Origin of the sequence: Bifidobacterium animalis subsp. animalis ATCC 25527 (genome assembly GCF_000260715.1) — a bacterium.
In the GTDB taxonomy this organism is placed as follows: Bacteria; Actinomycetota; Actinomycetes; order Actinomycetales; family Bifidobacteriaceae; genus Bifidobacterium; species Bifidobacterium animalis.
The window spans coordinates 653907-679735 of the sequence record NC_017834.1 but is presented as its reverse complement, the minus strand read 5'-3'; the positions used below and the strand labels follow the sequence as shown (position 1 = coordinate 679735).

Genomic DNA, 25829 nt, shown 5'->3' with positions numbered 1-25829 from the left:
CGTCGGGTCGTCTGCTAAGTTGGAGGCATCGAGCACAAGGAGCAGGCATGATTCTGGCAGTCGACATCGGCAACACGAACATTGTGATCGGTCTCATGGAGGGCACCGAGACCGTTGACACCTACCGCATCACCACACGGTCGAACCACACGTCCGACGAATACGGCCTCATGATCCTCCAATTCCTGCAACTGAGCAATTTCTCGCCCGACGATGTGCAGGACGCGATCATCTCCTCCGTTGTGCCGAAAGTGATGCATTCGTTCATCTCCTCGATGATCAAATTCCTGGGCATCGACCCGATGATCATCGGTCCGGGCATCAAAACCGGCATGAACATTCGCATGGACGACCCACGCTCTCTCGGCGCCGACCTGCTCGCCGACTGTGCAGGTGCCTACACCACCTATGGCGGCCCGGTGCTGGTCATAGACATGGGCACCGCCACCACCTACAACTACGTCGACGAGAAGGGCGCCATTCTCGCAGGGCTCATCACCACCGGCATCGGCACCGCGGCTGCAGCGCTCGCCTCGAACACCGCCCAGCTGCCCGAAGTGCAGATCACACGGCCCAGATCGATTCTCGCCGCCAACACGAAAGATGCCATGCAGGCCGGACTCTACTACGACTGCCTCGGTGGCATCGAACGCACGATTACACAGTTCCGCGAGGAGCTCGACACCGATTTCAAGGTGGTCGCCACCGGTGGCATGTCGCGCATCTTCGACTGCCCGCTCATCGATGTCGTCGACCCGACGCTCATCTTCAAAGGCATGGCCTCGATCTACGCGAAGAATGTGTGACCTCCGTCACTGCTCGATGAGCGTGATCGCCCCATCCACAACATGCAGGGTGACGGTGGTGCCGGGTTTGAGGCCGAGACGGCGAACATCCACTTCCTTCATCGTCATGTGCTCGGCCTTCGTATCGCCGTTGCTGCCTTTCTTCGAACCGGCGTAGAGCACGTCGACAATCGCCGTGTCGTCTGGCATCTGCTTGATGTCATGCACAATGCCCTTCTGCCGTGTCACGCCGTCGTCTCCCACGATGACGGGCGTGGCGTAGAGCTCGCCCTGCATCTGCGGATCCAGATCGGTGTAATGATCCTCCCCCCCCCAGCCCGTTCTTCGATTGCCCGAGCACAATGGAGGTGCCGATCAGCGCGGCGATCACGATTACGCTGAGCAAAACCACATACCAAATCTGCGCGTTCATGTCTCCCCGTCCTTCGAATTCGACAACAGTATAGAATCTAGATCCCCAGCTCAATCTTTGAGCTGAATTCGAGCGGGTCGCCAGTGAACGGGTCGGTGAAGGCCAACGAACGGGCAACGAGCTGGAGCGGCTGGGAGAAATCGTCGTAGGCTCGTTCCTCTATGCGCGGGTAGAAATCATCGCCAACAATGGGCAGCCCCAGCGAATTCATGTGCACGCGAAGCTGGTGGGTCTTGCCGGTACGGGGAAGAAGCCGGTATACGCCGATCGGCATGCCCATTCGCGCACTCATGCGGGCATGCAATGCTTCGAGCTCGATCGCCGTCTCCGCATTCACCTGCCCCGGTATTTCCTGCGCGCACAGCACGCCCCTCGTCTTTCGGATACACGAGCGGCGCACCAATGGCCAGATTCGCGGAGGTGACCCGTGCACGACGGTGCCGGTGCGGGGCGTGGCAAGCGGACGAATCGGCGCCAGACATTCATAGCACTTCCTGGTGCGATGCTCCTGAAACAGCATCTGATAGGCGCCACGGACAGCGGGATCCCGCACGAATACCACAATGCCGGCGGTGGGACGGTCGAGTCTGTGCGCGGGGGTGATATTCGGCTCCCGATACCGTTCGCGCAAGCGCATCAATGCCGTTTCGCGATACCACATGCCGCGAGGCGTGGTTGCCAGAAAATGCGGCTTGTCCACGACAATGATGCGCTCGTTCTCATAGACCACCGTGAGATCGAACGGGATGTGCGGTTCCTCGATCACCCAGCGATGAGCGCCGTTCACTCGACGGTGACGGATTTGGCGAGGTTGCGTGGCTTGTCGACGTCGTAGCCCTTCTGCTTGGCCATGTCCATGGCGAACAGCTGCAGGGGGACGATGTCGATGAGCGGGCTCATGAGCGTGGGGCATTCGGGGCGCCAGAAGATCATGTCGGCGTAGCGTTCCACGTCCTTGTCGTTCTCCTCGGCCACGGCGATGATGTACGCGCCGCGCGCCTTGACCTCCTCGATGCCCGAGATCACCTTCGCATGCAGCGTGTTGCGGCCGCGCGCGGGAGGCACGATGAACACCACCGGCTCTCCCTCGTCCACCAGCGCGATCGGGCCGTGCTTGAGCTCGCCGGCGGCGAAGCCCTCGGTGAACGTGTACGCGATCTCCTTGAGCTTCAACGCGCCCTCCAACGCCACCGGGTAGCCCACGTGACGGCCAAGGAACAGGAAGGACTGCGCATCCTGCAGTTGCTCGGCGGCACGCTGCACGCGGTCCGGCTGCGTGTCGAGCACCCATTGGATCTTGGCGGGCATGGCCTTGAGTGAGTCGAGGGTCTGGCGTATCTCGTCGCGGAACACCGTGCCCTTCAGTTGCGCCAGGTACAGGCCCAGCACGTAGGTCGCCGTGATCTGCGCGACGAACGCCTTCGTCGAGGCGACCGCCACCTCCGGGCCCGCATGCGTGTACAGCACCGCATCCGCCTCACGCGGGATCGACGCGCCCTGCGTGTTGCAGATCGCCAGCACCTTCGACCCCTGCTCACGCGCATGACGCAACGCCATCAACGTGTCCATCGTCTCACCCGACTGCGAGATCGCCACCACCAGCGTGCGCGGCGTCAGGATCGGGTCACGGTAGCGGAACTCATGCGCCAGCTCCACCTCCACCGGGATGCGCACCCAATGCTCGATCGCGTACTTGGCCACCAGGCCCGCATACGACGCCGTGCCGCAGCCGATCACGATGATCTTGTCGATCATCTTGAAATCATGCTCATCGATGCGCACCTCATCCAGGTTGATGCTGCCGGCATCGTCCAAACGTCCGATCAACGTGCGCTGGACCGCGGCCGGCTCCTCATGGATCTCCTTGTCCATGAACGAATCCCAGCCGCCCTTCTCCGCGGCCGACGCATCCCAATCCACCTCGAACACGGTGGGATCCTCCACCACGTTGCCATCGAAATCGGTGACCGTCACACCCCCGGCGCTGATCATCACCGCCTGGTCCTGATCGATCTCCATCGCCGTCCTCGTATACGCGACGAACGCCGCCACATCCGAACCCAGGTAGTTCTCACCCTCCCCAAGGCCGACGACGAGCGGCGAATCATGACGCGCACCGACCACGACACCCGGCTGGCGGCAGTCGATCGCCAGGATCGTGAACGCACCCTCGAGCATGCGGCCCAGACGGCGCACCGCCTCGAACAGGTCCGGCTCGCCCGTCTCCGCGATCACCGCGTCCACGATCTTGCCCAGCAGCTTGGCCGCCACCTCCGTGTCGGTGCCCGACACGAACCGGTACCCCTCAGCCTGCAGATCCAAACGCAGCTGCGAGGCGTTCTCGATGATCCCGTTATGGATGATCGCAACCTTGCCATCCATGCTCGAATGCGGATGCGCGTTCACATCATTGGGCACACCGTTCGTCGCCCAACGTGTATGCCCGATCGCCACCGTCGCCTCCGGCAACGGATCCGCCTCGATATCCGCCACCAGATTGCTCAGCCGCCCGGCCTTCTTCCTCACCTGCACCCGATCCATGCCCGGCGCCACCAACGCCACGCCGGCCGAATCGTACCCGCGATACTCAAGCCGCTCCAAGCCCTGCAAACACACCTCAAGCGGCTTATCCGAAGGACAAAGAACATTACCTGCATAACCCACAATTCCACACATGCCGAACAGCATAACAGAAGATGCTGCAAAAGCCCATACCATCAGGGCAAAACGACAAGTCTTACGAAAATCTGCAAATTAGGCACATCGAATACCGTTGAATATCTCAATACTCATCTGAAACACGGTATGGCATGGCTCATATGGCAATCAACCCGCGCAAATCACATGCTGCTCAAGTACACTGTAATGGGCAGGAGCCGAATAGGTGACGCGGCGAAGCGCCCGCTTCGCTACGAATTCGCCTGCCGCGAAGAGAGTTACACGTTATGCATACCAATATGAACCCCGATTCTGAACCGTGGAACATTGCCCTGGTGGACAACGACGCGCTGGTGCGCAGCTACTTGGAAACCTATTTGGGAGGGCTGCCCGAGTTCAACATCTGCTGGTCCATGCAAAGCGGAAGGGATGCTGTGGAAGCATACCACCACAGCATCGCCTGCACGAACTGTGTGCCGGATTTGATTGTCACCGACCTGTCTATGCACGGCATGTCGGGGTTCGAACTATGCGCCACAATCCGATTCGAGGACGACCATACGCCCATTCTCGGATGCAGTTCCTACATGATCGAGCCGTACGAGCGCGACGCGGTGAACAATGGCATGCAGGGCCTGCTGCTCAAAAACGGACTCGCTCAACTGGCCGACGGAATGCGTACATTGTTGAGCGGCCAACCGTTGCTCAAGTCGAACGGCATGCCATACGAGACCCCGCAGCAGGCACACGAAAGATTGCTCATGCAAGGCAAACCTGCAATCATGAGCATGTCACCAAACGAGCAGGCCGTGATGGAGCTGTGCTCGGAGGGACTTTCCACGCGCACCATTGCCGAAGAGACCGGCGACAGTGAATCCACGGTGAAAACCTACATCAGCCGCGCCATGCGCAAACTCCGCGCGAAATCACGGGCTGAGGCGGTGGCGTCATGGTCCCGCAAAACGAAACTGTGATTTTTCGACACGCCGAGCAGTTTTGTAGTCTGTGGGACTACAATCAATGGTTTTTATAATGCCGCTCTTTTACAATGAAAACTGGCGAGAGAGAAGGGCATCTCCCCCGTGGGCGAGATTCTAGGGCAATGCGGGCATCCGTGCGAAGGGGCACGGATGCCGCGGCACTTTCCTTTGATGACATCGTGGAAATGGGCGGACTGAACATACTGTACACACTGTGATGAGACACCATGCTGTGATGATTCGCAGTGCTGATGAAATGCAGTGCGGCGACTGTGCACTCGCGGCTCTCTCTTCCCTGTTACGCAGCCAATCGATATGCGGCCGATCGGTATGCAGCCACTCGGCATGCAGTCGGAGACGCATACAGCATAAGGGCACGTACAACACTGTGAGACGATTCCAGAGTGCCATTTTTGCAAACTGAACCGCATTACAGCATCGCGACGCTCCTTAGAGTGTCGCTCTCGCACTCCGAGTCTCACCACGGCATATAAGCATATAAGGAGGATTACCTCTTTTGCAGATCCCCTCTCATAAGGGCATAGAAAGAATTCCTCAGCAGTCTCTTTCGCAAACTGAATCTTCCCACGGCACGTGAATCAGTCTCCAGACTGCCACTCTTGCACACCGAGCCCCACACGAACCACCATGCGGGCCCTACTTTTGCGCGAGCGAGAGCGAATCTGCAAACATGACCCTCTGGTAACTCATCAGATTGATTCTTTTGCAATCGCAATCTCGTCACAGCAAACGAAACTCTCTTGCATGACCACACTTGCAACTCCGCTCCCAGCTGGACCAGCACAACAGGATTTCCACAGTCACCTTTGCAAATCCGCACTCAGTTGAACATCTGCAGCAGGATTCCGCCAGTCGCGTTTGCAACTCTGCTCCCAGCTGGACACCTGCAGCAAAATCCCAATAGCCATCCTTGCAGACTCACCCTCAACTGCGTACACGCAACAAGATCCCGATAGCCGGCTTTGCAACTCCGCTACCAACTGCGCACGTACAGCAGAATCACGATAGTCACCTTTGCGAATGAGCCTCACCGCGGCATGCGAATCAGTGCTCATATTGCCTTCCTTGCATTTCATTTGCTCTACCGGCAATGTGAACAACCGCTATCTAACCGCTATTGCAAATCAGGTCCTACCACGACACACGAAGAGGTTCAGAAAGAGTCTCCTTTGCAAAACGAACTCCGATATAGCACGTGAAAACAATCTCGATATTCATCTTTGCATCTGAAACCACTACAAGACATCCCGCAATCCATCGCGACAGACTTCATCAACGCTCGTCTTCTTGCCAGCGCTTTTGCAAGGCGCGCACGTGACTGTCCACAATTGCAACGACCGCCGTTGTGAATAATGCGTCCTCCGACCACAATGCCCGATTCCGCTGTACACCACCGCCCCACGCTGCTTAGATGGCTACATGCCACACGAAAGGAGGCGAGGATGCGCAGAAACAGAGTGGTCGAGCAACTGCTTGACTCCGCCCAGCATGGACATCGTTGCGCATATGCATGCAATCGCAACGAGCGAGTCGCGCTAGCACGCAGAGCGAGATCCGGCGAGCTCAACCAAGTGTTCAGGAATTGTTATGTGCGGCCAGATTACTGGGATTCCCTGCGCCCGGCCGAGCGAACATGGCATATCTGCCGCACGGTGAATCGGTACAATCCCGGCGTGGTATTTGCCGGCAAGACCGCCGCCACCCTGCTTGGCTTCCCATTGAGCCACGCATTGCACGACGGCACGATCGTCTGTGCCGCACGACGAAACTGGACTTCCGAACGGACTCAGCATATTTACACGGATATGGACTCGGCAATCAGCATGCAGGGATTGCTGGTCACGAATCCGGCACACACATTGGTAGATTGTGCTTTGTTGCTGCCTTTCGAAGAAACGCTGCCGATGTTCGATTCCGCGTCCATCACGCACTTCAAACAGATCATGGAAGTCATGGGAACCATGTCGCGTGATGTGAGTCCCGTCTTACGACTGTTGCATTTCGCAGATCCTCGCAGTGAGAGCGGCGGCGAATCGAAGGCGCGTGCCGTGATTATTGTGCTGGGTTTCGTGGTTCCGGAATTGCAGATCAGTTTTTTCGACCCCGTGACAAGAAAGACATATCGCACGGATTACCTGTGGCGATTGGCCGACGGCAGAGTCATCGTTGGGGAGTTCGATGGCATGGAGAAATACGTGAATCCGCAGATGGTAGGATCAAAAACCATTGAGCAGCGCGTGCTGGCAGAACGTGAACGAGATGAGGCGCTTCGTCGCTGCGGCGTTTCGCAGATCGTGCATTTCTCATACAACGACGTGGTGCACCCCGATCAGCTTCGCCGCAAACTCGAGCAAGCAGGAGTACCCTATGTCTCCTAGCCGTGCGCCGAGCTCTATATGTCTTGCGCGGGCCGCTGTTCCATGCGCTCATATTGTCGCTTGTGCAATTCCGTTCTCACAGAGACATGCAGATTATTTCTTAACGGTCGCCTTTGCAAACTGAATCTTCCCGCGACATATGAATCAGTCCCCAGGTTGCCACTCTTGCACACTGGGCCGCGCTCCAGCAAACGGACGAGTCTGCAGATTGCCGCTTTTGCATGCCGACTCCCACACGAACCACCATGCGGGATCTACTTTTGCGCGAGCGAGAGCGAATCTGCAAACACGACCACCGAACAGCTTCCACGATGGCCTCGCTTGCAGTGCGGATTCCGCACCGGCAAATGAATCGCCTCTCTGATGGCCACCTTTGCAACTCCGCTCCCAGCTGGACACGCGCAGCAGGATTCCGACAGTCACCTTTGCAACTCCGCACTCAGCAAAGCGCACACACTAACATCTGGATAATCAACTTTGCAGGCCGACCCTCACACGGAGTGTCCGAATGCGAGCAACGCACGGATCACAGCACGTGCTGCAGGAAGTCCTGAAAACGCTCCTCCTTGGGATGATCGATGATGTCCGGCGTGCCGCGTTCCACCACGACTCCCCCGTCCATGAACACAATCTGGTCGGCGACCTCCTTGGCGAAGCCGATCTCATGCGTGACCACGATCATCGTCATGCCGTCGTTCGCGAGCGAGCGCATCACATTGAGCACCTCACCGACGAGCTCGGGGTCGAGTGCCGACGTGGGCTCGTCGAACAGCATGATCTCCGGCTTCATGGCGAGCGCGCGCGCAATCGCCACACGCTGCTGCTGGCCGCCGGAAAGCTGGGCCGGGTAGTAGTCGAGACGTTCGCCGAGTCCAACGCGCTCAAGTTCCTTGATGGCGAGCTTGCGCGCCTCCGCCTTCGGCATATGCAGCACGTGCACCGGCGCCTCCATCACGTTTTCGAGCGCGGTCATATGCGGGAACAGATTGAACTTCTGGAACACCATGCCCAGCTTGGCGCGCTGGCGGGCGATCTCCTTGTCGTTCAGCGTCTGCAATTCGCCGTTCGGCAGTCTCTTGTACCCGATCATCTCGCCATCGACGTCGATCTCGCCGCCGGTGATCGTCTCCAGCTGGTTGATGAGACGCAGAAATGTGGATTTGCCTGAACCGGACGGCCCGAGGATCACGGTGACGGTGCCCGGTTCGACGGTCAGATCGATGCCCTTGAGCACGTGCAGGTCGCCAAATGCCTTGTGCACCTGCTTGGCCTCCACGGCCGGAATCGCGGCGGCGATGTCGGTGGTCACGCTGGCTTTCGGGGTTTGTATTGCAGTGGATTCGTCGCTGTTCGACTTGGTTTTTCTCATCGCTTCGCTCATGTGTCTCTCCTTATGCCCACGGCACCGCTAGGCGGTGTACCCCATGAATTCGGCCTGGTTCGTCTTATTCACGTCGTCTTTCGGCTCGCCGTCCGTCTTTCCCGGCAGCGGCGGCTGCTTGCCCTTGGGCCCCACCGGGCGCGCTTGGAATCCCCTGCCGAAGTGTTTCTCGAGCATTGACTGGATCACCATGAGAATGGAGGTGATGAACAGGTACCAGATCGAGGCCACGAGCAGCAATGGAATCGGCTTGTAGATGCGGTTGGCGATCGCGTTCGTCGCGTACTGCAAATCGAGGGTGAACGGCACGGCGAGCACCAATGAGGTCGTCTTGAGCATGCCGATCGTCTCATTGCCGGTCGGCGGGATGATGATGCGCATGGCCTGCGGCAGAATCACGCGGCGCATGATCATCGAACGCTTCATGCCCAGCGCCTTGGCGGCTTCCTCCTGCCCGGGATCGACGGCGTCGAGGCCCGCGCGCACGATCTCGGCCAGGTATGCGGCCTCGTTCAACGCCAGACCGATCCATGCCGCATTGAACGCGGTGATGATCGCCTGCGAATCGATGCTCCAGAACTCCACCGACGTGAGCGGTATGCCCAGCGACAGACGTGGGATGAGCACGGCGAACAGACCCCAGAACACCAACTGCGTGTATACAGGGGTGCCGCGGAAGAACCAGATGTAGAACCAGCTGACACCGCGGAGCACCGGATTCACCGACTTGCGCATGACGGCCAGCACCACGGCGAGCACGATGGCCACGACCATGGAGATCACCGTGAGCAGCAATGTGTAGCCCACGCCTTCGAGCACACGCTCATTGAACAGGTACTTCCACACCACGTTCCATTCGAAGCGCGGGTTGGTGATGAGTCCCTTGACGATCATGGCGGCGAAGATGACCACGATGATCGCGGCGATGATCTGGCCCGGGCGCTTGACTGGCTTGGCCTTGATGCGATTGGGGATCGGCAGACCTTCGCTGTCGTGTTCAACGTGATGTGGCATCGATCTTCCTTCTTCTCTGCGTTCCGTGGCATCCGGCATGCGCGCCCGGCTTGCGCCGTTGCGCTTCCAGGCGTCTACCGACGATATGTGAGTATTGTAACGTACCCCGTTACGCAACGGCGCCGACCGACCGCATATGGCTCACGTCTGATTCGCACATTCCATATGCGGCCGGCCGGCACGCGTTCTGATTCTTCAGCTCAAATCCTTCGGATTGATCTCGGCCTTGTCGAGCGCACCGGACTCCGCGCCCCACGCCTTGAGGATCTTCATGTAGGTGCCGTCGTCCATCAGATGCTGCATGGCCGCCTGCACCGCCTCGGCGAGCTGGGTGTCGCCCTTCTTGATGGCGATGCCCTGCTTGATTGTTCCTTCGACCTCACCGAGTTCCTCGAGTTGTCCGTCGGTCTGCGAGATTGCGTAACCTGCCACCGGCGAGTCCGCATAGAACACGTCCGCCTTGCCGGTCACGACGTTGGTCGCGGCATCGGTCTGCTGCTTGCTCGGCATGACCTCGACCGCTGCCTTGCCATCGGCGGCGCACTGTTCCTTGATCTTGTTGGCATCCTCTTCCTGCGTGGTGCCCACCTGCACTGCGATCTTCGTGCCGCACAGGTTCTTGGCGTCCACCTTGTCGGGATTGCCCTTCTTCACCACCCACATCGAGCCGGCCTTGTAGTAACTCACGAAATCGACGGAATCCTCACGTTCCTCGGTGATCGTCATCGCGGTGATGCCGAGGTCGTACTTGCTGCCCACGCTCGGCACGATCGAATCGAAGCTCGACGAGATGAAGTCCGCTTTCACACCCAGGGTCTTGGCAAGCGCCTTGGCGAGATCCACATCATACCCTTCCGGGGTCTTGCCGTCCTCCGCCACGAATTCCGCCGGTGCATAGGTCATCTCCATACCGACGGTGAGTTTGCCGGACTCGGCGATTTTCTGCGGCAGCATGGCCGCGATCTTGTCGTCCTTCTTCACCGAGTCGACAATCGAAGTCGCGTTCTGTGAATCCTTTGCCGCGGTCTGTGTTTCGTCAGTCGTACCGCATGCCGCAGAACCAATCATGACTGCGGCACCCAGTGCGAATGCCGCAACCTTCTTCACCGTGGAGTGTGCATTGCCAAACATGTGTCAGCGCTCCTTTTCCTCATGTGCCTGCCATGTGCTCCACATGGCGTAGTGTTGCATATATTCAATATTCTCAGGCAACCATGCCAAATAATAGTCGCCGTTTTCAAACACTTACACTGTATACATATGCCTAGATATGCATATTATGCAATGCTTATGTTTGCCAACGGCGAATATATGTCAAATTGCGTTCAGCGTGCGGATTCGTGCGCTCACTTGGTCGGGTTGATCTCGGCCTTGTCGATCGCGCCGGAGCTCACGCCCCAGTTCTCGAGGATCTGCTGATAGGTGCCGTCGTCCATGAGCTTCTGCACGGCCTTCTGGACGGCCTCATCCATCTGCTTGTCGCCCTTCTTGACGATGATGCCTTCTTCGGTCACGCCTTCGTCGGCACCCAGCGGTGCGAGCGCGCCATCGGTCTGCTCGATCGCATAGCCGGCGACCGGCGAATCCGCATAGAACACGGCGGCCTTGCCATTGACGACGGCGGTGGTCACATCGGTCTGCTTGGCGAAGGTCTGCAGTTCAATTGCCTTCTTGCCGTCGGCCTTGCACTGCTCGTTCATCTTGTTGAGCTCCTCCTCCTGAGTGGTGCCGGTCTGCACTGCGACCTTGACGCCACACAGGTCCTTCGTGTCGACCTTGTCGGGATTGCCCTTCTGGGTCACCCACGTGGAGCCGGCCTTGTAGTAAGTGACGAAGTCGACGGCCTCCTGACGTTCGGGGGTCACGGTGAACGACGAGATGCCGATGTCGTACTTGCTGCCGATGGACGGGATGATCATGTCGAATTCCGACACCGCGGTCTCCGGTTCGAGTCCCATCACCTTGGCGATCGCCTTCGTGAGGTCCACATCATAGCCGACGGCGGTCTTGCCGTCCTCCCCAATGAATTCCGCCGGCGCATACGTGGTGTCGGTGCCCACGGTGAGCTTGCCGTCCTTCTTCACATAGTCCGGCACGAGTGCGGCGATCGTCTCGTCGGTCTCCACAGTGCTCGGGTCGAACGACGCGGCCGCCGAGCTGCTGCTGGTGCCGCTGGACTTGCCGCTGTCGCTTGCATCACTGGTGCCGCAGGCCGACATGCCCGCGCACAACACGATGGCAGCAAATGCCGCCGTGGCTTTCCAAGTGTTCTTCATGGCTCTCTCCTCCGTGTTTGGCTTCAAACACGAGTCAGAGTAGAAATCACATGTTATCAGCGCGTTTCGGCACCCGAGGAATCTCGTAATCTGGAAGTAATCTCCCGAATGTGGCGTCACCCCCACACACAGCTCACGTTGCCAATCTGCGTAAAAAGGGACAACTATGCGCAAAGATTAACCCAAATTACGCACGAACCCATGCGTCATCTCTTGCGTGCCACACACTTCCCCTGCGTACACTTCCCCTGCGTACGCCTCCCCCGCATGCGTACACTTCCCCGCGTAAAAAGGGACAAATACTGGCTATATTTGTCCCTTTTTACGCAGATTCACAGATTCAGGAGTCAGCCGCGGGCGTGCATGTTCTTGTAGCGCATCACGCGCAACGCCTCGCGCTTGTCTTGCTCTTCACGCAACGCCTGCCGCTTGTCGTACTCCTTCTTGCCACGGGCGAGTGCAATCTTGAGCTTCGCGCGGCCGTCTTCATTGAAATACAGCTGCAGCGGCACAATGGTGTAACCCTTCGCCTGAATCTGCCGGCGCAGCTTGTCTATCTGCGCGCCGTGCAGCAGCAGCTTGCGCTTGCGCTTGGGCGCATGGTTGTTCCATGTGCCGTTGAGGTATTCGGGAATGTTCGCACCTTCGAGCCACACCTCACCCCGCTTGTCAATCGAGATGAACGACTCCGCCAGCGAGGCCCGACCCTCGCGCAGCGACTTCACCTCGGTGCCTGTCAGCGCAAGGCCCGCCTCATAGGTGTCTTCGATCTCGTAGTCGTGCCGCGCGCGCCTGTTCTGCGCGATCATCTTCTCGTTGCTCTGCTCTTTCTTCGCCACAGTTGCTCCTATTCGATTGTTCTGGGAACCAGTCTACCTACCAGTCCCCCGTTCTTCTGCAGACTGTCCCGCTTTCCCATGCCGCCGGCCCTTGTTTCCTCTTCACCTTCTTCCACACTCTTCCACTCTCTGCGTAAGAAGAGACATCTAGGGACTGGATTCGTCTCTTTTTACGCAGACGAGGATTACGCAGACGAGGACTCTTCAGATGAAGGCCTCACTGATGAGGGCCGCCCATCTGAGAACCACGCACATGACGACTACTCATCTGGGGACCACGCAGATAAGAAGATGAGAGTTTGCAGCCGAGGATTGCCTAACGGAAGGTGCGCATATGAGTTCGGGGCCCGATACTGTGATATCGGACCCCGAATGGATGCTTGGTTATTGGCAGCTGTCAGTGGACGTACCAGAACCGTCCCGGATTATACAGCGTACGGTATGTGATGGTGTACAGACCAGCCACGTTCGACTCCGAGATGAGAATGCTGTTGCCGTTGACCTGCTCGACCACCGCGACATGACCCCATGGGCTCGAGGCGCCCTCCTGCCCCGGCAGGAACGACAGAGCGGCCCCGACCTGAGGGCTATGGTCGACGCGCAACCCATATGATGGGGCCGTGCTCCACCACTGGCCGCCGTTCCCGAGATACGATGGCGTGCCGATGCCCATCTGCTTGCGACGCTCATAGGCCCACCAAGTGCACTGGCCTGCTGCGTATGCATTCCCGTAATCGCCGTTCGATGTGCCCTGGCCGCCCGTAGAAGGACGGGTGACGACCGGAGTCGAGGGCGTGGACGGCTGTGATGGTGTGGACGGCTGTGATGGTGTGGACGGACGCTGAGTCTGCGCCGGCTGAGACGGCGTTTGCGTCTGCTGGGGAACGGACGGCTGGGGTGCCGCAGCAGCAGGTGCCTCGACGGTACCCTGTGGCTCAGGTTCCTGCACCTGCGCCGCAGCGGCAGCCTGTTCGGCGGCCCACTGCTGGTTCTTTGCATCGATCTCAGACTGCAGCATCACGGTCTGCGCGGCCTGCTGGGCGGCTTGCGTGGTGAGGCTGCTCTTCTGGTTTTCCAGATCGGCTCGTGTGCTCTCACCGGCTGCACGCAGTTTGTCGAGGCTGGATTTCTCCTGCTGGGCCTGCGTTGCGGCGGAATGTGCGGCGGCGGACTTCTGGTCGGCGTCGTTCTTGCACTGCTCGACTCGCTTCTCGATTGCCTTGAGCCTGTCGGCGCGGTTCATCGAAGTGTTGAGGTCGACGGCGGCATCGGATGCCGCATTCGCCTCGTTACGGGCGAGAGCGTCACGCGATTGCATCGACTTGATGAAGTCCTTGGTGTCCTTCGAGCCGGTCATGACGCTCATGACGTCGGAGGTGTCTGATCCATGCATCGACTCACGAGCACTTTGCGCCACGGCGGCATGTGCGTCGTCGTAATCCTCGCCGGTCTGCTTGATCTTGGCCTCGAGATCGGCCTTGTCTTTCTCGGCGGCCTTGAGGCGCTCCGCCGCGGCATCGGCTTCGGACTTGGCTGCTGCGGCATCGGAGTTCGCCTGCTGCACCTTGGCCTGTGCGGCGGGGATCTTGTTGTTGTTGAGGTCGTCGAGTTCCACGATCTTGTCGGCCAGATCGCTGTTCACGCCGGCGAGCTGTTCACGTAGCGCCGCCTCGCGTTGCTTGCTCTGGGCATGGCTGTTCTGGGCGTTCACCAAGTCACTGTAGGTGTCTGCGTATGCCTGAGGCGTGTACGTCGACATCGGCACCGCCAATGCGCCTATGCATAGGGCAGAGGCCAGCGAGGATGCCACTACAGGTACGGTCCGTTTCCTGTTCGTCATCGAGTCCCTTTCTAATACGCTGCTCACCAGCGTATCATCACATTCTTGAAAATGGGCGGACGCCATGCCATATTCGACTCATTCACAGAATCTGCACAATTCACAAAGCAACAATGCCAATGGAATCACGGAAAACACGAGCCGTTACGCCTTGAGATATCTGCGCAGGGCGATAGACGAGGCAAGCACCGAAAGCACCACGGCACCCACAATGAGAATCGGCGAGACAAGCCACACCGTGGTCTGGTCCACATATGGAATCCATGTCACCGACTTCGCCAGCCAGTCGGTCACGAACACCTTGACGAACAATGCCAATGCGCCGCACGAAAGCAGGGAGCCCGCCAGCGAGGCAATGACGCCTTCGAGAATGAACGGCAGACGGATGGTCCAGTTGGAGGCGCCGACCAAGCGCATGATCTCGGTCTCCTCGCTTCGCGACGCAGCCGACATACGAATCGTCGTACCAGTGAGCATGATCGCCACAATCACCATGATGACGGCCAAACCGCCGGTGGCCACGGTGGCGCGGTTGAGTATGGCGAACACCGGTTCGAAGATCTGCCGCTGGTCAACCACCTCCTCAACCCCATCACGATTCGAAAGCACCTCGGAGACCACGCGATAGTTCTCAGGGTTCTTGAGCTTGAGCCACAGCGAATCCTGCATGTCGGCCGCAGTAAGCGTGCGCCCTTGGTATTCGCCCTTCGGGTACTGCTTGACGAAGGAGTTGTTATAGAAGTCCTCACGGCTCATGAACGTGACCTGCGAGACGTCGTTCGGCAATTCCTGCTGGATCACCTTCTGCAGCTCATTGATCTGCGCGGTGGTGGCAGCCTTGCCTGTGGAGCAGTTCGCGGACTGACTATTGCCGTCCGGGCACAGCCACACCACGACTTCGACCTTGTCGTACCAATCGCCCTTGGCCTTCGTGATCTGCGCCTGAGTGAGCAACGATGCCCCGATGAACAGGAACGAGATGAACGTGACGAGCATCACCGAAAGCAGCATGGGCACATTGCGCCTAAGGCTCGTCCATGTCTCCGAAAGAATGAAACGGAATCGCATGCTCTACTCCTCGTCCTTGTTCGGCTCATCCGGGGTTCTCGGTCGCGAATGCCGCCCCTTCGGCGGACTCGGTGGCATAGGCGGCGCGGATGGTTCGACCTCCTTCGTCACGGGGGCCATCGCCTGCGTCTGTTCGACGGGCGTCGTCTTCCCCGCGGAGGCATTGCCGGTGGAGTCGGCTTCGCCCCGCGGCTCCTCGAGGGTCACGGTTCCCCATACCTTCCCGGAATCCTGCTCCGTGGAGGCGTCCGCCTTTGCGGCGGTCGATACCTCTCGCGTCTTGCTGGTGTCGATGCCCTCCTGTTCGGCGAGCTCCTCGAGAGAGAGGCCTCCACCCCAGGTGAGCGTCTGCTCCACGTCCGCGAACGCCTCCCCGTAACGTCCGGTCTTGCCGGCATGCACGCTCTGGGCGAGACGGGCTATGCCCTCGTTGCTGTGCTCGGACTGCAGAATCTCGTTGACCGAGTCGACCATGGTGGTCGCACGCTCATCACGCTCATGCTTGCCGCTGCGTGACTTCGGCAGATCCGCCGCGGGCTCGATCACGGCACTGGTCTCGCTGACGGTCACCGATTCCGCCTCAGCCTCGGCCTTGATGGCCGCATGCGACATCGCGGCCACCTGCTCATCCGGGAAGTACATGGCGGAATCATACGAGCCGTTCTTCTCGTCACGGACAATGCTGCCCTTGTTGAGCTCGACCACGCGTTTGCGCATCGAGTTGACGATCTCCTCGTTGTGTGTGGCCATCACAATGGTGGTGCCAGTGCGGGAGATCGCATCGAGCACCTCCATGATTCCCAGCGACGTGGTCGGGTCCAGATTGCCGGTGGGCTCGTCGGCAAGCAGCAGCTGAGGGTGGTTCACATAGGCGCGCGCAATCGTGACGCGCTGCTGCTCACCGCCGGAGAGCTCGCGCGGGTAGTTGTTCTCCTTGCCCGTGAGACCCACCGTCTTAAGCACCTTGGGCACCAGCGACTTGATCGTGGAACGTGAGGTGCCGATCACCTCGAGGGCGAACGCCACGTTCTCCCACACGGTCTTGTTGTTGAGCAGCTTGTAGTCCTGGAACACCATGCCTATGGAACGCCGGTACTGCGGCACCTGACGGTTCGGGAGGCGGCGCAGGTCGTAGCCGCCCACGCGGATCTCCCCGCTGGTCGCCTCCTCCTCGCGCAGCAGCAGGCGCAGCAACGAGGTCTTGCCCGAACCGGAGGCGCCCACGAGAAACACGAACTCGCCACGGCTGATCTCAAGATCGATGTCTTGCAACGCCGGTCTCTTGGCATTCGGATAGATCTTGCTCACATGTTCCATTGAGATGAGTGCCATGGGCTACTTCCTCCCTGCTCGCATCGCTTGCCGCCGGGCCGCGATTTACTCGTTGGCTTCCTCGGCCGCGGCTTTGAGCCGCTGCTCGTGGCGCCAGCGGATGCCGGCCTGAATGAACTCATCGATGTCGCCATCGAACACCGCCTGGGTCTGCGAGGTCTCGCAACCAGTGCGCAGATCCTTCACCATCTGGTACGGGTGCAGCACATAGGAGCGCATCTGGTCGCCCCAGCTGGCCTTGATGTCGCCGGCGAGCTCCTTTTTCTTCTTGGCCTCCTCCTCATGGCGGAGCACGAGCAGCCTGGACTGGAGCACGGCCATGGCGGCGGCGCGGTTCTGAATCTGCGAACGCTCGTCCTGCATGGTCACCACGATGCCAGTTGGAAGGTGGGTGATGCGCACGGCGGAGTACGTGGTGTTCACGCCCTGGCCGCCAGGGCCCGAAGCGCAGTAGGTGTCCACGCGAATCTCGCTGTCGGGCACTTCGATGTGATCGGTGGCCTCGACGAGCGGCACCACTTCGACGGCGGCGAAGCTGGTCTGGCGACGCCCCTGGTTGTCGAACGGCGAGATGCGCACCAGACGATGCGTGCCGCCTTCGACCGACATGCGGCCATAGGCGTACGGGGCGTCGATCTGGAATGTGGCGGACTTGATGCCCGCCTCCTCGGCATACGAGGTGTCCATCACCTTGGCCTTGTATCCGTTGCGCTCAGCCCAGCGCAGGTACATGCGCAGCAGCATCTGGGCGAAGTCCGCGGCATCGACACCGCCGGCGCCGGATCGAATGGTCACGACGGCGGAACGGGAATCGTATTCGCCATCCATCAGCGTCTCGATCTCCATCTGGTCGAGATCCTTCTGAATGCTTTCGATCTCGGTCTGCGCCTCGTGGAGCGTGTCGGCGTCGTTCTCCTCCTGGCCGAGTTCGACGAGCGTGGCCACATCGTCGAGACGGCTCGCGGCGCTCGACAGATGCTTCAGCTGGGACTGGCATGCGCTCAGCTGGCTCATCACCTTCTGCGCGTGCTCGGAGTCATCCCACAGTCCAGGAGCGGAGGCCTGCTGCTCAAGCTCGGCCTCCTGAGACTTCAGACGATCGGTGTCCAACGCGAGGGCGATGGACTCGTACTTGGCGCGGGCGTCGGAAATCGCCTGCGAATAATCGAATTCTGCCATAATCTCTCACTTGCTCGTCCACTGCAAACACCGTTGCGGTGGAATCTGTTCACATTGCTCAACTGAAATATAAGATACCGTCACAGGCAAACGTTGCCTTGGCGGGAAAGCGGACGCCACCGGAGTATGGCTGCGTGGCGAACAGCGCGAGCGTCAAAGTCCGGCAAAGATCAATGGCATGGCAAAGCCGACCAGCATTGCGCACACAACAACAATGGCCACAATGCGCGTGGCATTGTAGCTGCGCCGGGTCTGGCGTCTCTCGGTGTTGTCTTGCTTTTTCACGGTTCCCTATCTTGTTTGTCACTCACATACAGGCGATATGCAAGTGTAGCAGGTGGCTTTCTGTTTCAGCCAACCGGATACCCCGCCCCGTTATTCCACTCGCCCATCTCTTTGCTGGCAGATGACGAAAGCTCGACGGCCATGGTCGTTGTGTTGTGCGCGCGTGCGGTAATCGACCATGATCTGTCGTTTGCCATGAGACAGGGCAGCGCAGCACAGGATGGGCAGACGTGCCGCGAACGGACACGGGGCGCGCCACGGCAGGTGCGCGGTATACAGTGGCATATGACAATCCAATAGACAAGGAGTGGCGATGACACAGTCGCGCAGTGCATGGGGCTGGGGTCTGGCGAGCATTGATGCAGCCGGCAACGTGCTTGACGTTTGGTATCCGAAACTGACATTGGGAGAGGCGCCGGCAGCCAAGCCGAACCATGGGTTCGGCAATCTGGTTCATGAGGGCGAGGATTTGCGCGGCGTGCGTCGTATGCCGGTCTTCACCGTCTCGCGCCTCGACGACCCGGTGGTCGACGCGCCCGACGCCTACTTGCGCCTTCACCTGCTCAGCATGCGTCTGGCCAAGCCGAACACGCTCAACCTCGACGGCATCTTCGGAGCGCTCAACAACGTCGTGTGGACGAACTACGGCCCGTTCGCCGTCGACGACTTCGCACAGCGTCGCCTGGCCGTCATGCAGGGCAATGCGGGCGCGGGGATGCCGGGCATGCGCGCCGAGGTCAACGTGCTCGCCATCGACAAGTTCCCGCGCATGCTCGACTACGTGGTGCCCACCGGTGTGCGCATCGGCGACGGCGACCGTGTGCGTCTGGGCGCCTACCTGAGCGAAGGCACGACGGTCATGCACGCTGGCTTCGTCAACTTCAACGCCGGCACGCTCGGCACCTGCATGATCGAAGGCCGCGTCTCGCAGGGCGTCGTGGTCGGCGACGGTTCCGACGTCGGCGGTGGCGCCTCGATCATGGGCACGCTGTCGGGTGGAGGTAAGCTGCGCAACTCGATCGGCGAGCATTCGCTGCTCGGTGCCAATGCGGGCATCGGCATCTCGCTCGGAGATAACTGCGTCGTGGAGGCCGGTCTCTATGTGACCGCCGGCACGAAGATCGAGGTGTGGAACAAGGAGAAGGCGGCCGCAGGGGTCGCGCTCGACGTGGTCAAGGGCGCCGACCTGAGCGGAAAGAACAACATCCTGTTCATTCGCAACTCGCTCACCGGCGCCATCCAGGCACGTCCGCGCAAGACCGGCATCGCGCTCAACGACGCACTTCACAAGAACTGACGGCAAAAGCCCCTTCTCAACCGAAACGGGTTTCGCGAAACGGCGGAATTCCACGGACATTGCGAATCCATCCCGGCTGAGGAGGGGCTTTTTCATACAAGGAGTGACATGAACATCGACATCGTCTGCGTCGGCAAGGTCAAGGAACGCTATCTGCGCGACGCGATCGACGAATACCGCAAACGCCTGTCGCGCTTCGCGAAGGTCGACGTCATTGAGGTGGCCGACGAGAAGACTCCGGAACACGCCTCCGACACGCTCAACGCGCAGATTAAGGAGAAGGAGGGCGAGCGCATCCTCAAGCATCTGCGCGACGGTGCCTTCGTCGTTGCGCTCGCAATCGAAGGCGACCAGCTGACGAGCGAGCAGCTCGCGGCGCGCATCGCGCAGTGGGGATTGCACGGCGTCAGCCACCTGCAGTTCGTGATCGGCGGCTCACTCGGCCTCGACCCGCGTGTGCTGAGGCGCGCGAACATGCTGCTGAGTTTCTCGAAGATGACGTTCCCGCACCAGCTCATGCGCGTGATCCTGCTCGAGCAGATCTACCGCGCGTTCAAGATCAACGCGCACGAGCCTTATCACAAGTAGACACAAATAGAACGGCGTTGACTACCGCTCGTCCATCGGCACGTAGTCACGCAGCACGGCACCGGTGTACACCTGGCGCGGGCGGCCGATCTTCGTCATCGGGTCGGCGAGCATCTCGCGGTACTGGGCGATCCAGCCGGGGATGCGGCCGAGTGCGAACAGCGGCGTGAACATGGAGGGGCCGAAGCCGATCGCGCGGTAGATGAGACCGGTGTAGAAATCGACGTTCGGGTACAGGTTGCGCGAGACGAAATAGTCGTCGTTGAGCGCGATGTCTTCAAGCTGCAACGCCACGTCAAAGAGCTGTTCGTCGCCTGGCAGCAGTTTGAGCGTCGCCTTGTTCTCCATGATCTTCTCGAGATAATGCTTGGCAATGGCCGCACGCGGATCGTACGACTTGTACACGCGGTGGCCGAGACCGGAGATGCGGCTGCCTTCCGCCTTCGCCTTCTCCACGAACTGCTTGACGCTCATGCCGGAGTCGCGGATTGCCATGAGCTGACGCAGCACTGCCTCGTTCGCGCCGCCATGCCGTGGGCCCGAGAGCGCGTTGATGCCAGCGGCGACGGCCGAATACAGATTCGCGTGCGCGGAGCCGGCGATGCGCACCACTGACGTCGAGCAGTTCTGCTCATGGTCAGCGTGGATGATGAGCAGGCGGCCGAGCGCATGCACATACAGCGGATCAGATTCGAAACGTTCGTATGGCACGGCGAAGCACATGCGAATAAAGTCGTCGACGTAGCCGCGCGCATAGTCGGGGTAGAGCATCGGCTCATCACGACGCCGGCGCAGAATATAGCTGACCACCGTGCGTGCCTTGGCCATAATGATCGTGGCGGCCTCATCAAGCTGTTCCGGATCGTTGATGTCGGTGGTGTCGGGGTTGAAGGTGGCGAGCGCGTTGATTGCGGAGGCCATGACACTCATCGGCTGCGCCTCGCGTGGGAACGAGCCCATGAACGTGCGGAAATCCTCACCCACCATCGTGTGGTGGTTGATGTCTTCCACGAATCGGTTGTACTCGGCTTGTGTGGGCAGCTCACCATTGCGCAGCAGCCATGAGACCTCAAGGAAGTCCGACTGCTCACACAGCTGCTCAATCGGGTAGCCCCGGTATCGCAGAATCGAATGCTCGCCGTCGATGTACGTGATCTTGGATTCGCATTGTGCCGTGGTGAGGAAGCCCGGGTCGAGGGAGACCCAGTTGTTGTTGCGCAGCGACGACATGACGATGCCATCGGGGCCGGCGGTCGCCTTGACCACCGGCAGCTTGAATTCGTCGGCCTCCACATGCAGATGCGCTTCTCCCATGGCTCTCCTCTACTCGCCCGTCGGCATTCGCCGTATTCGGTTTGCCGAATACTATAGGGCACGCACATTGCCCGCGGCGTTTCCATCTCATATCGCAAGTTTGCACTTAATATACCATCTCATGCATGTATATGCAGAATTCCAGTGGGCGTTCTTGGTACTCGGGGCCTGAATATGCAAAAAGCCCGCATGATCTGCGGGCTTGGGTCTGAGGTGTGTGGCGATCAGTTGTAGAGCTTCGACAGCGGATCACCCTCGCGTGCAGTGAGCACAATCGGTCCGTTCTCGGTGATGGCGATCGTGTGCTCGCTATGGGCACCACGCGAGCCGTCCACCGAACGCAGCGTCCATCCGTCTCGCTGGTCCTGGAAGATCTCGTCGGTGGTCTTCATGAACCATGGCTCAATGGCGATGACGAGACCCGGACGCAGCTTGTAGCCGTGGTGTGCCTTGCCGTCGTTGGGCACATGCGGGTCGCCGTGCATGATGTGGCCGACGCCATGGCCGCCGAATTCGAGGTTCACCGGGTAGCCGTATTCGGTCGCCACTTCGCCGATCGCGTGGGAGATATCACCCAGACGGTTGCCGGGAATGGCTTCGGCGATGCCCGCGGCGAGCGCCTCTTCGGTGGACTTGATGAGACGCAGGTCGCTTGGATCCTTGTCTTTGCCAACCACGAAGCTGATGGCCGAGTCGCCCACCCAGCCGTCGACACTGATGGCGAGGTCGAGGCTGACCAGATCGCCGTCTTTGAGCGTGTAGTCATACGGCACACCGTGCAGCACCGCATCGTTGACCGAAATGCAGATGTAATGGGCGAACGGTCCCGTGCCGAAGTCCGGCGCGTAGTCGACGTAGCAGGATTGCGCGCCCTTCCTGTCGGCAATGCGCTTGTGCACGATCTCATCGATCTCCAGCAGGTTCGTGCCCACCTTGGTCTTCTCACGCAGCTCGTTGAGAATGCTGCCGACGAAATGGCCGGCCGGCTTCATTTCCTCGATCTCCTGGGGTGTCTTCAATTCGATCATCGTGTTCTCTTTTCCAGCAAGCTTTTGCCAAACCGTTTTCAGACTAATCTGCACGCCTTACATTGTAATGGGAGACGCTGCGTATATTCGCGCAGATATGCGAAACCCGGCGCATATGGCACCGGGTTTCGCATATATTCGTGAGGAGTTTCAGTTGTTCTTCTTCACGCGGCCGAAGGTGAAGGCACGCACAATCGCGCAGATGCCCATGACCACCATTGCGCAGCCGCCGAAGATGATCAGCCACAGCGTGGACGCCATCGGCATGCACAGCAGCACGAAGCCGGCGATGATCGAGATGATCGCGTAGGCGATCGCCCAGCCCGAGCTTGGCACGCTCCACGATTCGGCGAGTGCCATCACGCCCTCCATGATCCAGCAGATACCCACGATGAGCGTGAACATGATGGCCAGCATGGCGGTGGACATCGTGACGTTCTTGAAGATGACGATGCCGCCGATCACGAGGATGATGCCGATGAGCACGCCGAGGATCCTCCAGCCGGCGGGCAGTCCCATTTCAACGAGCGAGCTGACGATGCGCACGACGCCCGAGATGAGGAAGTAGATGCCGAGCACGATGGCGGCCACCTTGAGCGTGACGCCCGGCCACACGAGCAGGCAGATGCCCAATGCGAGCGCGGCGACGCCGATGACGCCGTATGCGCCGCGCACGAGGTTCTTCGCGCCGGTCGGCAGCATTCCCTCAAACAGGCGGAATGGGCTTTGGTTGTATTGCTGGTCTTGATATTGCGGATTTGGTTCCGACATATCTCCTCCTTCAGATTCTCTGAACGCACTGGCGCTCCGGATGCTTTCCGGCATGGCGACTGCATTCGCGGATATGTTTACTTACAGTGTTGTCTATCTGCGGCTTGTTTGCACAGTTTCGCGCGTGTATTCTCCAACGAGCGTAGTTGACTTCGGACGAGAAATATGTCCCATTTGGCTTGCGCGAGCGGCAGATTCGCCGCCGTGACCCAATACCGCGCTGTCGGGAAACATCTATAGTGTGAAGTTATGGATACCACTTTGCAATCAGGCATCGATCCGGCCTCGTTCTCCGCCGTGATCTCACCCAAGGACGATCTCTTCCGCTATGTGAACGGTCCGTGGATCGACACGTACCGTCTTCCCGATGACCGCTCCAGCTACGGTTCCTTCAATCGACTGTCGGAAAACGCCGAGGAGCAGATTCGCGACATTCTCGAAACGGATTCCGAGGAGGCGTCGAAATCGAAGGCGCTGTACCATTCGTTCCTCGACACCGACGCGATTGAAGCGGCTGGAATCGAGCCGATTCGCGCCGATCTCATCGCCATTGACGAAGCCCAAACGAAAGAGGGGCTCATCGACGTGCTCGGACGGCTGAGTCCGTTCGGCGGCCCGGATCTCTTCGGCTTCAGCGTATTCGGCGACATGAACCACCCTGAGACGAATGTGCTCTACCTCGGTCAGGGCGGCATCGGACTGCCCGACGAAGCATACTACCGCGAGGATCATCATGCGCAGATCCGGCAGGAGTATGTGTCGATGGTCGCGAAGCAGCTGCGCAACGCCGGCTACGCCGATGACGAGGAGAAGGCCCAGGAGCTGGCCGAGCGGTTCCTCGACGTCGAGACGCGCATCGCCTCGCACCATTGGGACAATGTGAAGACGAGGGACCCGCAGGCGACGAACAATCCCACCACTTTCGACGAGCTCAAGGCCATGTTCAGCCATTTCGACATCGAGCGTTGGATCAAGGCCGTGCAGAAGAGTTATGACACCTCGCATGCCGCCCGCACGATGCCGGTTGACACGCTCGGGGCCTTCGCGGACATCATTGTGGACGAGCCGAGCTTCGTCACCGGCCTTGACGGATTCTGGGCTGCAGCGAGCCTCGACGACCTGAAGCTGTGGGCGCGCGTGCATGTGATCATCGATAACGCGAGCATGCTGAGCTCCGCGTTCGACAAGACGAACTTCTCGTTCTACGGGCAGGTTCTTTCCGGCACGAAGCAGCAGCGCGATCGGTGGAAGCGTGGCGTCTCGCTCGTCAACGGCATATGTGGCGAAGACGTCGGCAAGGTCTATGTGAAGCTGCATTTCCCGGAATCGTCGAAGAAGCGCATGCAGGAACTGGTGAGCAACCTCATTCAGGCCTACCACATCTCGATTGTGAACAGCGACTGGCTGGGCGAGGAGACCAAGCGCAAGGCACTCGACAAGCTCAACTCCTTCGAGCCGTACATCGGCTACCCCGACGATTGGCGCGACTACACAGCGCTCGACGTGCATGCCGATGCCCCGCTCATGGACAACATGAGGGCAGCGGCCGTCTATGAATTCGGCTATCAGGTTTCGAAGAGCGGCAAGCCTGTGAACAAGGGCGAATGGCTCATGAACCCGCAGACGGTGAACGCGTACTACGAGCCCACCCGTAATATCATCGTGTTCCCAGCCGCCATTCTGCAACCCCCGTTCTTCAATCCGCAGGCCGAGGATGCCGTGAACTACGGCGGCATCGGCACCGTGATCGGCCATGAGATCGGCCACGGCTTCGACGACCAGGGCTCCCAGTTCAACGGCAGTGGCAAACTCGAGGATTGGTGGACCGACGAGGACCGCAAGCATTTCAAGCAGCTCACGCAAGCGCTTATCGACCAGTACGACGAGTTCGTGCCGGTGCAGCTGCGCGAGAAGTACGCCGACGACCCCGACAAGATGCCGCATGTCAACGGCGCACTTACGATTGGCGAGAACATAGGCGATCTCAGTGGCGTCAACATCGCATTGAAGGCCTATGCCTTCGCGCTGGACGAGCAGCACGGGCTGCCTGTCGATGCCTCGCCGTCCGGCATCGAAGGAGCATTGGAGATGTCCCCCGAGATCGACGGCTTCAGCGGATTGCAGCGCTTCTTCCTCGGGTACGCACAGATCTGGCGAACGAAGATGCGCGATGAGCTCGCAGAGCAGTACCTGCAGATCGACCCGCACTCCCCCGCCGAGGACCGTACGAATGGCATCGCGCGCAACGTGAACCTGTTCTACAAGGCGTTCGGCGTTACCGACAACGACCGCATGTGGCTCAAGCCGGAGGAACGCGTGCGCATCTGGTAGTCTCTGGCAGGCTTGCCAATGAGCATTGGCC

The 25829-nt window shown here is 59.7% G+C and carries 22 protein-coding genes; 6 read left to right on the top strand and 16 right to left on the bottom strand.

All coding sequences use genetic code 11. The features are described 5' to 3' along the window. Nucleotides 1-47: 47 nt before the first annotated feature. Nucleotides 48-806: a type III pantothenate kinase gene (locus BANAN_RS02855; protein WP_014697444.1), complete on the top strand. Its 759-nt coding sequence runs from the start codon at nucleotides 48-50 to the stop codon at nucleotides 804-806. A gap of 6 nt (nucleotides 807-812) precedes the next feature. Here the strand turns inward: BANAN_RS02855 and BANAN_RS02850 are convergent, their stop codons facing one another. The 3 genes from BANAN_RS02850 to glmS form a co-directional block, all read right to left on the bottom strand. Further along, on the bottom strand, nucleotides 813-1082 hold the full coding sequence (locus BANAN_RS02850; protein WP_014697443.1) for a hypothetical protein: 270 nt from the start codon (nucleotides 1080-1082) through the stop codon (nucleotides 813-815). Between the two features lie 173 nt (nucleotides 1083-1255). Continuing rightward, nucleotides 1256-1984: a pseudouridine synthase gene (locus tag BANAN_RS02845; RefSeq protein WP_193349125.1), complete on the bottom strand. Its 729-nt coding sequence runs from the start codon at nucleotides 1982-1984 to the stop codon at nucleotides 1256-1258. A 17-nt stretch (nucleotides 1985-2001) separates the two neighbouring features. Then, entirely contained in the window at nucleotides 2002-3894 is a 1893-nt protein-coding gene (glmS, locus tag BANAN_RS02840) for a glutamine--fructose-6-phosphate transaminase (isomerizing) (RefSeq protein ID WP_041777105.1), read from the bottom strand. Nucleotides 3895-4163: 269 nt separating this feature from the next. On the opposite strand from glmS, the gene BANAN_RS02835 reads away from it, so the two are divergent. Both BANAN_RS02835 and BANAN_RS02830 read left to right on the top strand, forming a co-directional pair. Further along, complete coding sequence (locus BANAN_RS02835; RefSeq protein WP_014697440.1) at nucleotides 4164-4850, top strand: response regulator transcription factor; 687 nt, start codon at nucleotides 4164-4166, stop codon at nucleotides 4848-4850. A 1757-nt stretch (nucleotides 4851-6607) separates the two neighbouring features. Then, nucleotides 6608-7255, top strand: a complete 648-nt coding sequence (locus BANAN_RS02830) for a hypothetical protein (protein ID WP_237705839.1) — start codon at nucleotides 6608-6610, stop codon at nucleotides 7253-7255. Nucleotides 7256-7781: 526 nt separating this feature from the next. Here the strand turns inward: BANAN_RS02830 and BANAN_RS02825 are convergent. The 10 genes from BANAN_RS02825 to BANAN_RS08700 form a co-directional block, all read right to left on the bottom strand. Further along, complete coding sequence (locus tag BANAN_RS02825; protein WP_014697437.1) at nucleotides 7782-8636, bottom strand: amino acid ABC transporter ATP-binding protein; 855 nt, start codon at nucleotides 8634-8636, stop codon at nucleotides 7782-7784. Between the two features lie 27 nt (nucleotides 8637-8663). Further along, complete coding sequence (locus tag BANAN_RS02820; protein ID WP_014697436.1) at nucleotides 8664-9650, bottom strand: amino acid ABC transporter permease; 987 nt, start codon at nucleotides 9648-9650, stop codon at nucleotides 8664-8666. 195 nt (nucleotides 9651-9845) lie between these two features. Next, nucleotides 9846-10781 (bottom strand): ABC transporter substrate-binding protein, encoded by a 936-nt coding sequence (locus BANAN_RS02815; protein ID WP_014697435.1) that lies wholly within the window; start codon nucleotides 10779-10781, stop codon nucleotides 9846-9848. 215 nt (nucleotides 10782-10996) lie between these two features. After that, nucleotides 10997-11926: an ABC transporter substrate-binding protein gene (locus BANAN_RS02810; protein WP_014697434.1), complete on the bottom strand. Its 930-nt coding sequence runs from the start codon at nucleotides 11924-11926 to the stop codon at nucleotides 10997-10999. Nucleotides 11927-12273: 347 nt separating this feature from the next. After that, complete coding sequence (gene smpB / locus BANAN_RS02805; RefSeq protein ID WP_014697433.1) at nucleotides 12274-12765, bottom strand: SsrA-binding protein SmpB; 492 nt, start codon at nucleotides 12763-12765, stop codon at nucleotides 12274-12276. A gap of 397 nt (nucleotides 12766-13162) precedes the next feature. Next, complete coding sequence (locus BANAN_RS02800; RefSeq protein ID WP_193349117.1) at nucleotides 13163-14605, bottom strand: CHAP domain-containing protein; 1443 nt, start codon at nucleotides 14603-14605, stop codon at nucleotides 13163-13165. A gap of 144 nt (nucleotides 14606-14749) precedes the next feature. Further along, nucleotides 14750-15673 carry a permease-like cell division protein FtsX gene (ftsX, locus tag BANAN_RS02795; RefSeq protein ID WP_014697431.1) on the bottom strand — a complete coding sequence of 308 codons (924 nt, stop codon included), beginning with the start codon at nucleotides 15671-15673 and terminating at the stop codon, nucleotides 14750-14752. 3 nt (nucleotides 15674-15676) lie between these two features. Beyond that, the gene (gene ftsE / locus BANAN_RS02790) at nucleotides 15677-17005 is read right to left on the bottom strand and encodes a cell division ATP-binding protein FtsE (protein ID WP_014697430.1); all 1329 of its coding nucleotides are present in this window, start codon (nucleotides 17003-17005) and stop codon (nucleotides 15677-15679) included. A gap of 45 nt (nucleotides 17006-17050) precedes the next feature. Next, on the bottom strand, nucleotides 17051-18184 hold the full coding sequence (prfB, locus tag BANAN_RS02785; RefSeq protein WP_014697429.1) for a peptide chain release factor 2: 1134 nt from the start codon (nucleotides 18182-18184) through the stop codon (nucleotides 17051-17053). Between the two features lie 153 nt (nucleotides 18185-18337). Further along, nucleotides 18338-18469, bottom strand: a complete 132-nt coding sequence (locus tag BANAN_RS08700; protein WP_257789109.1) for a hypothetical protein — start codon at nucleotides 18467-18469, stop codon at nucleotides 18338-18340. Between the two features lie 313 nt (nucleotides 18470-18782). Here BANAN_RS08700 and dapD point away from each other — a divergent pair, with 313 nt between their 5' ends. Beyond that, on the top strand, nucleotides 18783-19766 hold the full coding sequence (gene dapD, locus BANAN_RS02780; RefSeq protein ID WP_014697428.1) for a 2,3,4,5-tetrahydropyridine-2,6-dicarboxylate N-succinyltransferase: 984 nt from the start codon (nucleotides 18783-18785) through the stop codon (nucleotides 19764-19766). A gap of 108 nt (nucleotides 19767-19874) precedes the next feature. Beyond that, nucleotides 19875-20354: a 23S rRNA (pseudouridine(1915)-N(3))-methyltransferase RlmH gene (rlmH, locus tag BANAN_RS02775; protein ID WP_014697427.1), complete on the top strand. Its 480-nt coding sequence runs from the start codon at nucleotides 19875-19877 to the stop codon at nucleotides 20352-20354. A 21-nt stretch (nucleotides 20355-20375) separates the two neighbouring features. Here rlmH and BANAN_RS02770 read toward each other — a convergent pair whose 3' ends face one another. From BANAN_RS02770 to BANAN_RS02760, 3 genes are all read right to left on the bottom strand, one after another. Then, nucleotides 20376-21668, bottom strand: a complete 1293-nt coding sequence (locus BANAN_RS02770) for a citrate synthase (protein ID WP_014697426.1) — start codon at nucleotides 21666-21668, stop codon at nucleotides 20376-20378. A 224-nt stretch (nucleotides 21669-21892) separates the two neighbouring features. After that, nucleotides 21893-22696, bottom strand: a complete 804-nt coding sequence (gene map, locus BANAN_RS02765) for a type I methionyl aminopeptidase (RefSeq protein ID WP_014697425.1) — start codon at nucleotides 22694-22696, stop codon at nucleotides 21893-21895. 150 nt (nucleotides 22697-22846) lie between these two features. Further along, the gene (locus BANAN_RS02760) at nucleotides 22847-23467 is read right to left on the bottom strand and encodes an HdeD family acid-resistance protein (RefSeq protein ID WP_014697424.1); all 621 of its coding nucleotides are present in this window, start codon (nucleotides 23465-23467) and stop codon (nucleotides 22847-22849) included. Between the two features lie 249 nt (nucleotides 23468-23716). On the opposite strand from BANAN_RS02760, the gene BANAN_RS02755 reads away from it, so the two are divergent. Next, a complete protein-coding gene (locus BANAN_RS02755; RefSeq protein ID WP_041776969.1) occupies nucleotides 23717-25798 on the top strand; it encodes a M13 family metallopeptidase in 2082 nt (693 codons plus the stop codon). The last annotated feature ends 31 nt before the right edge of the window (nucleotides 25799-25829 follow it).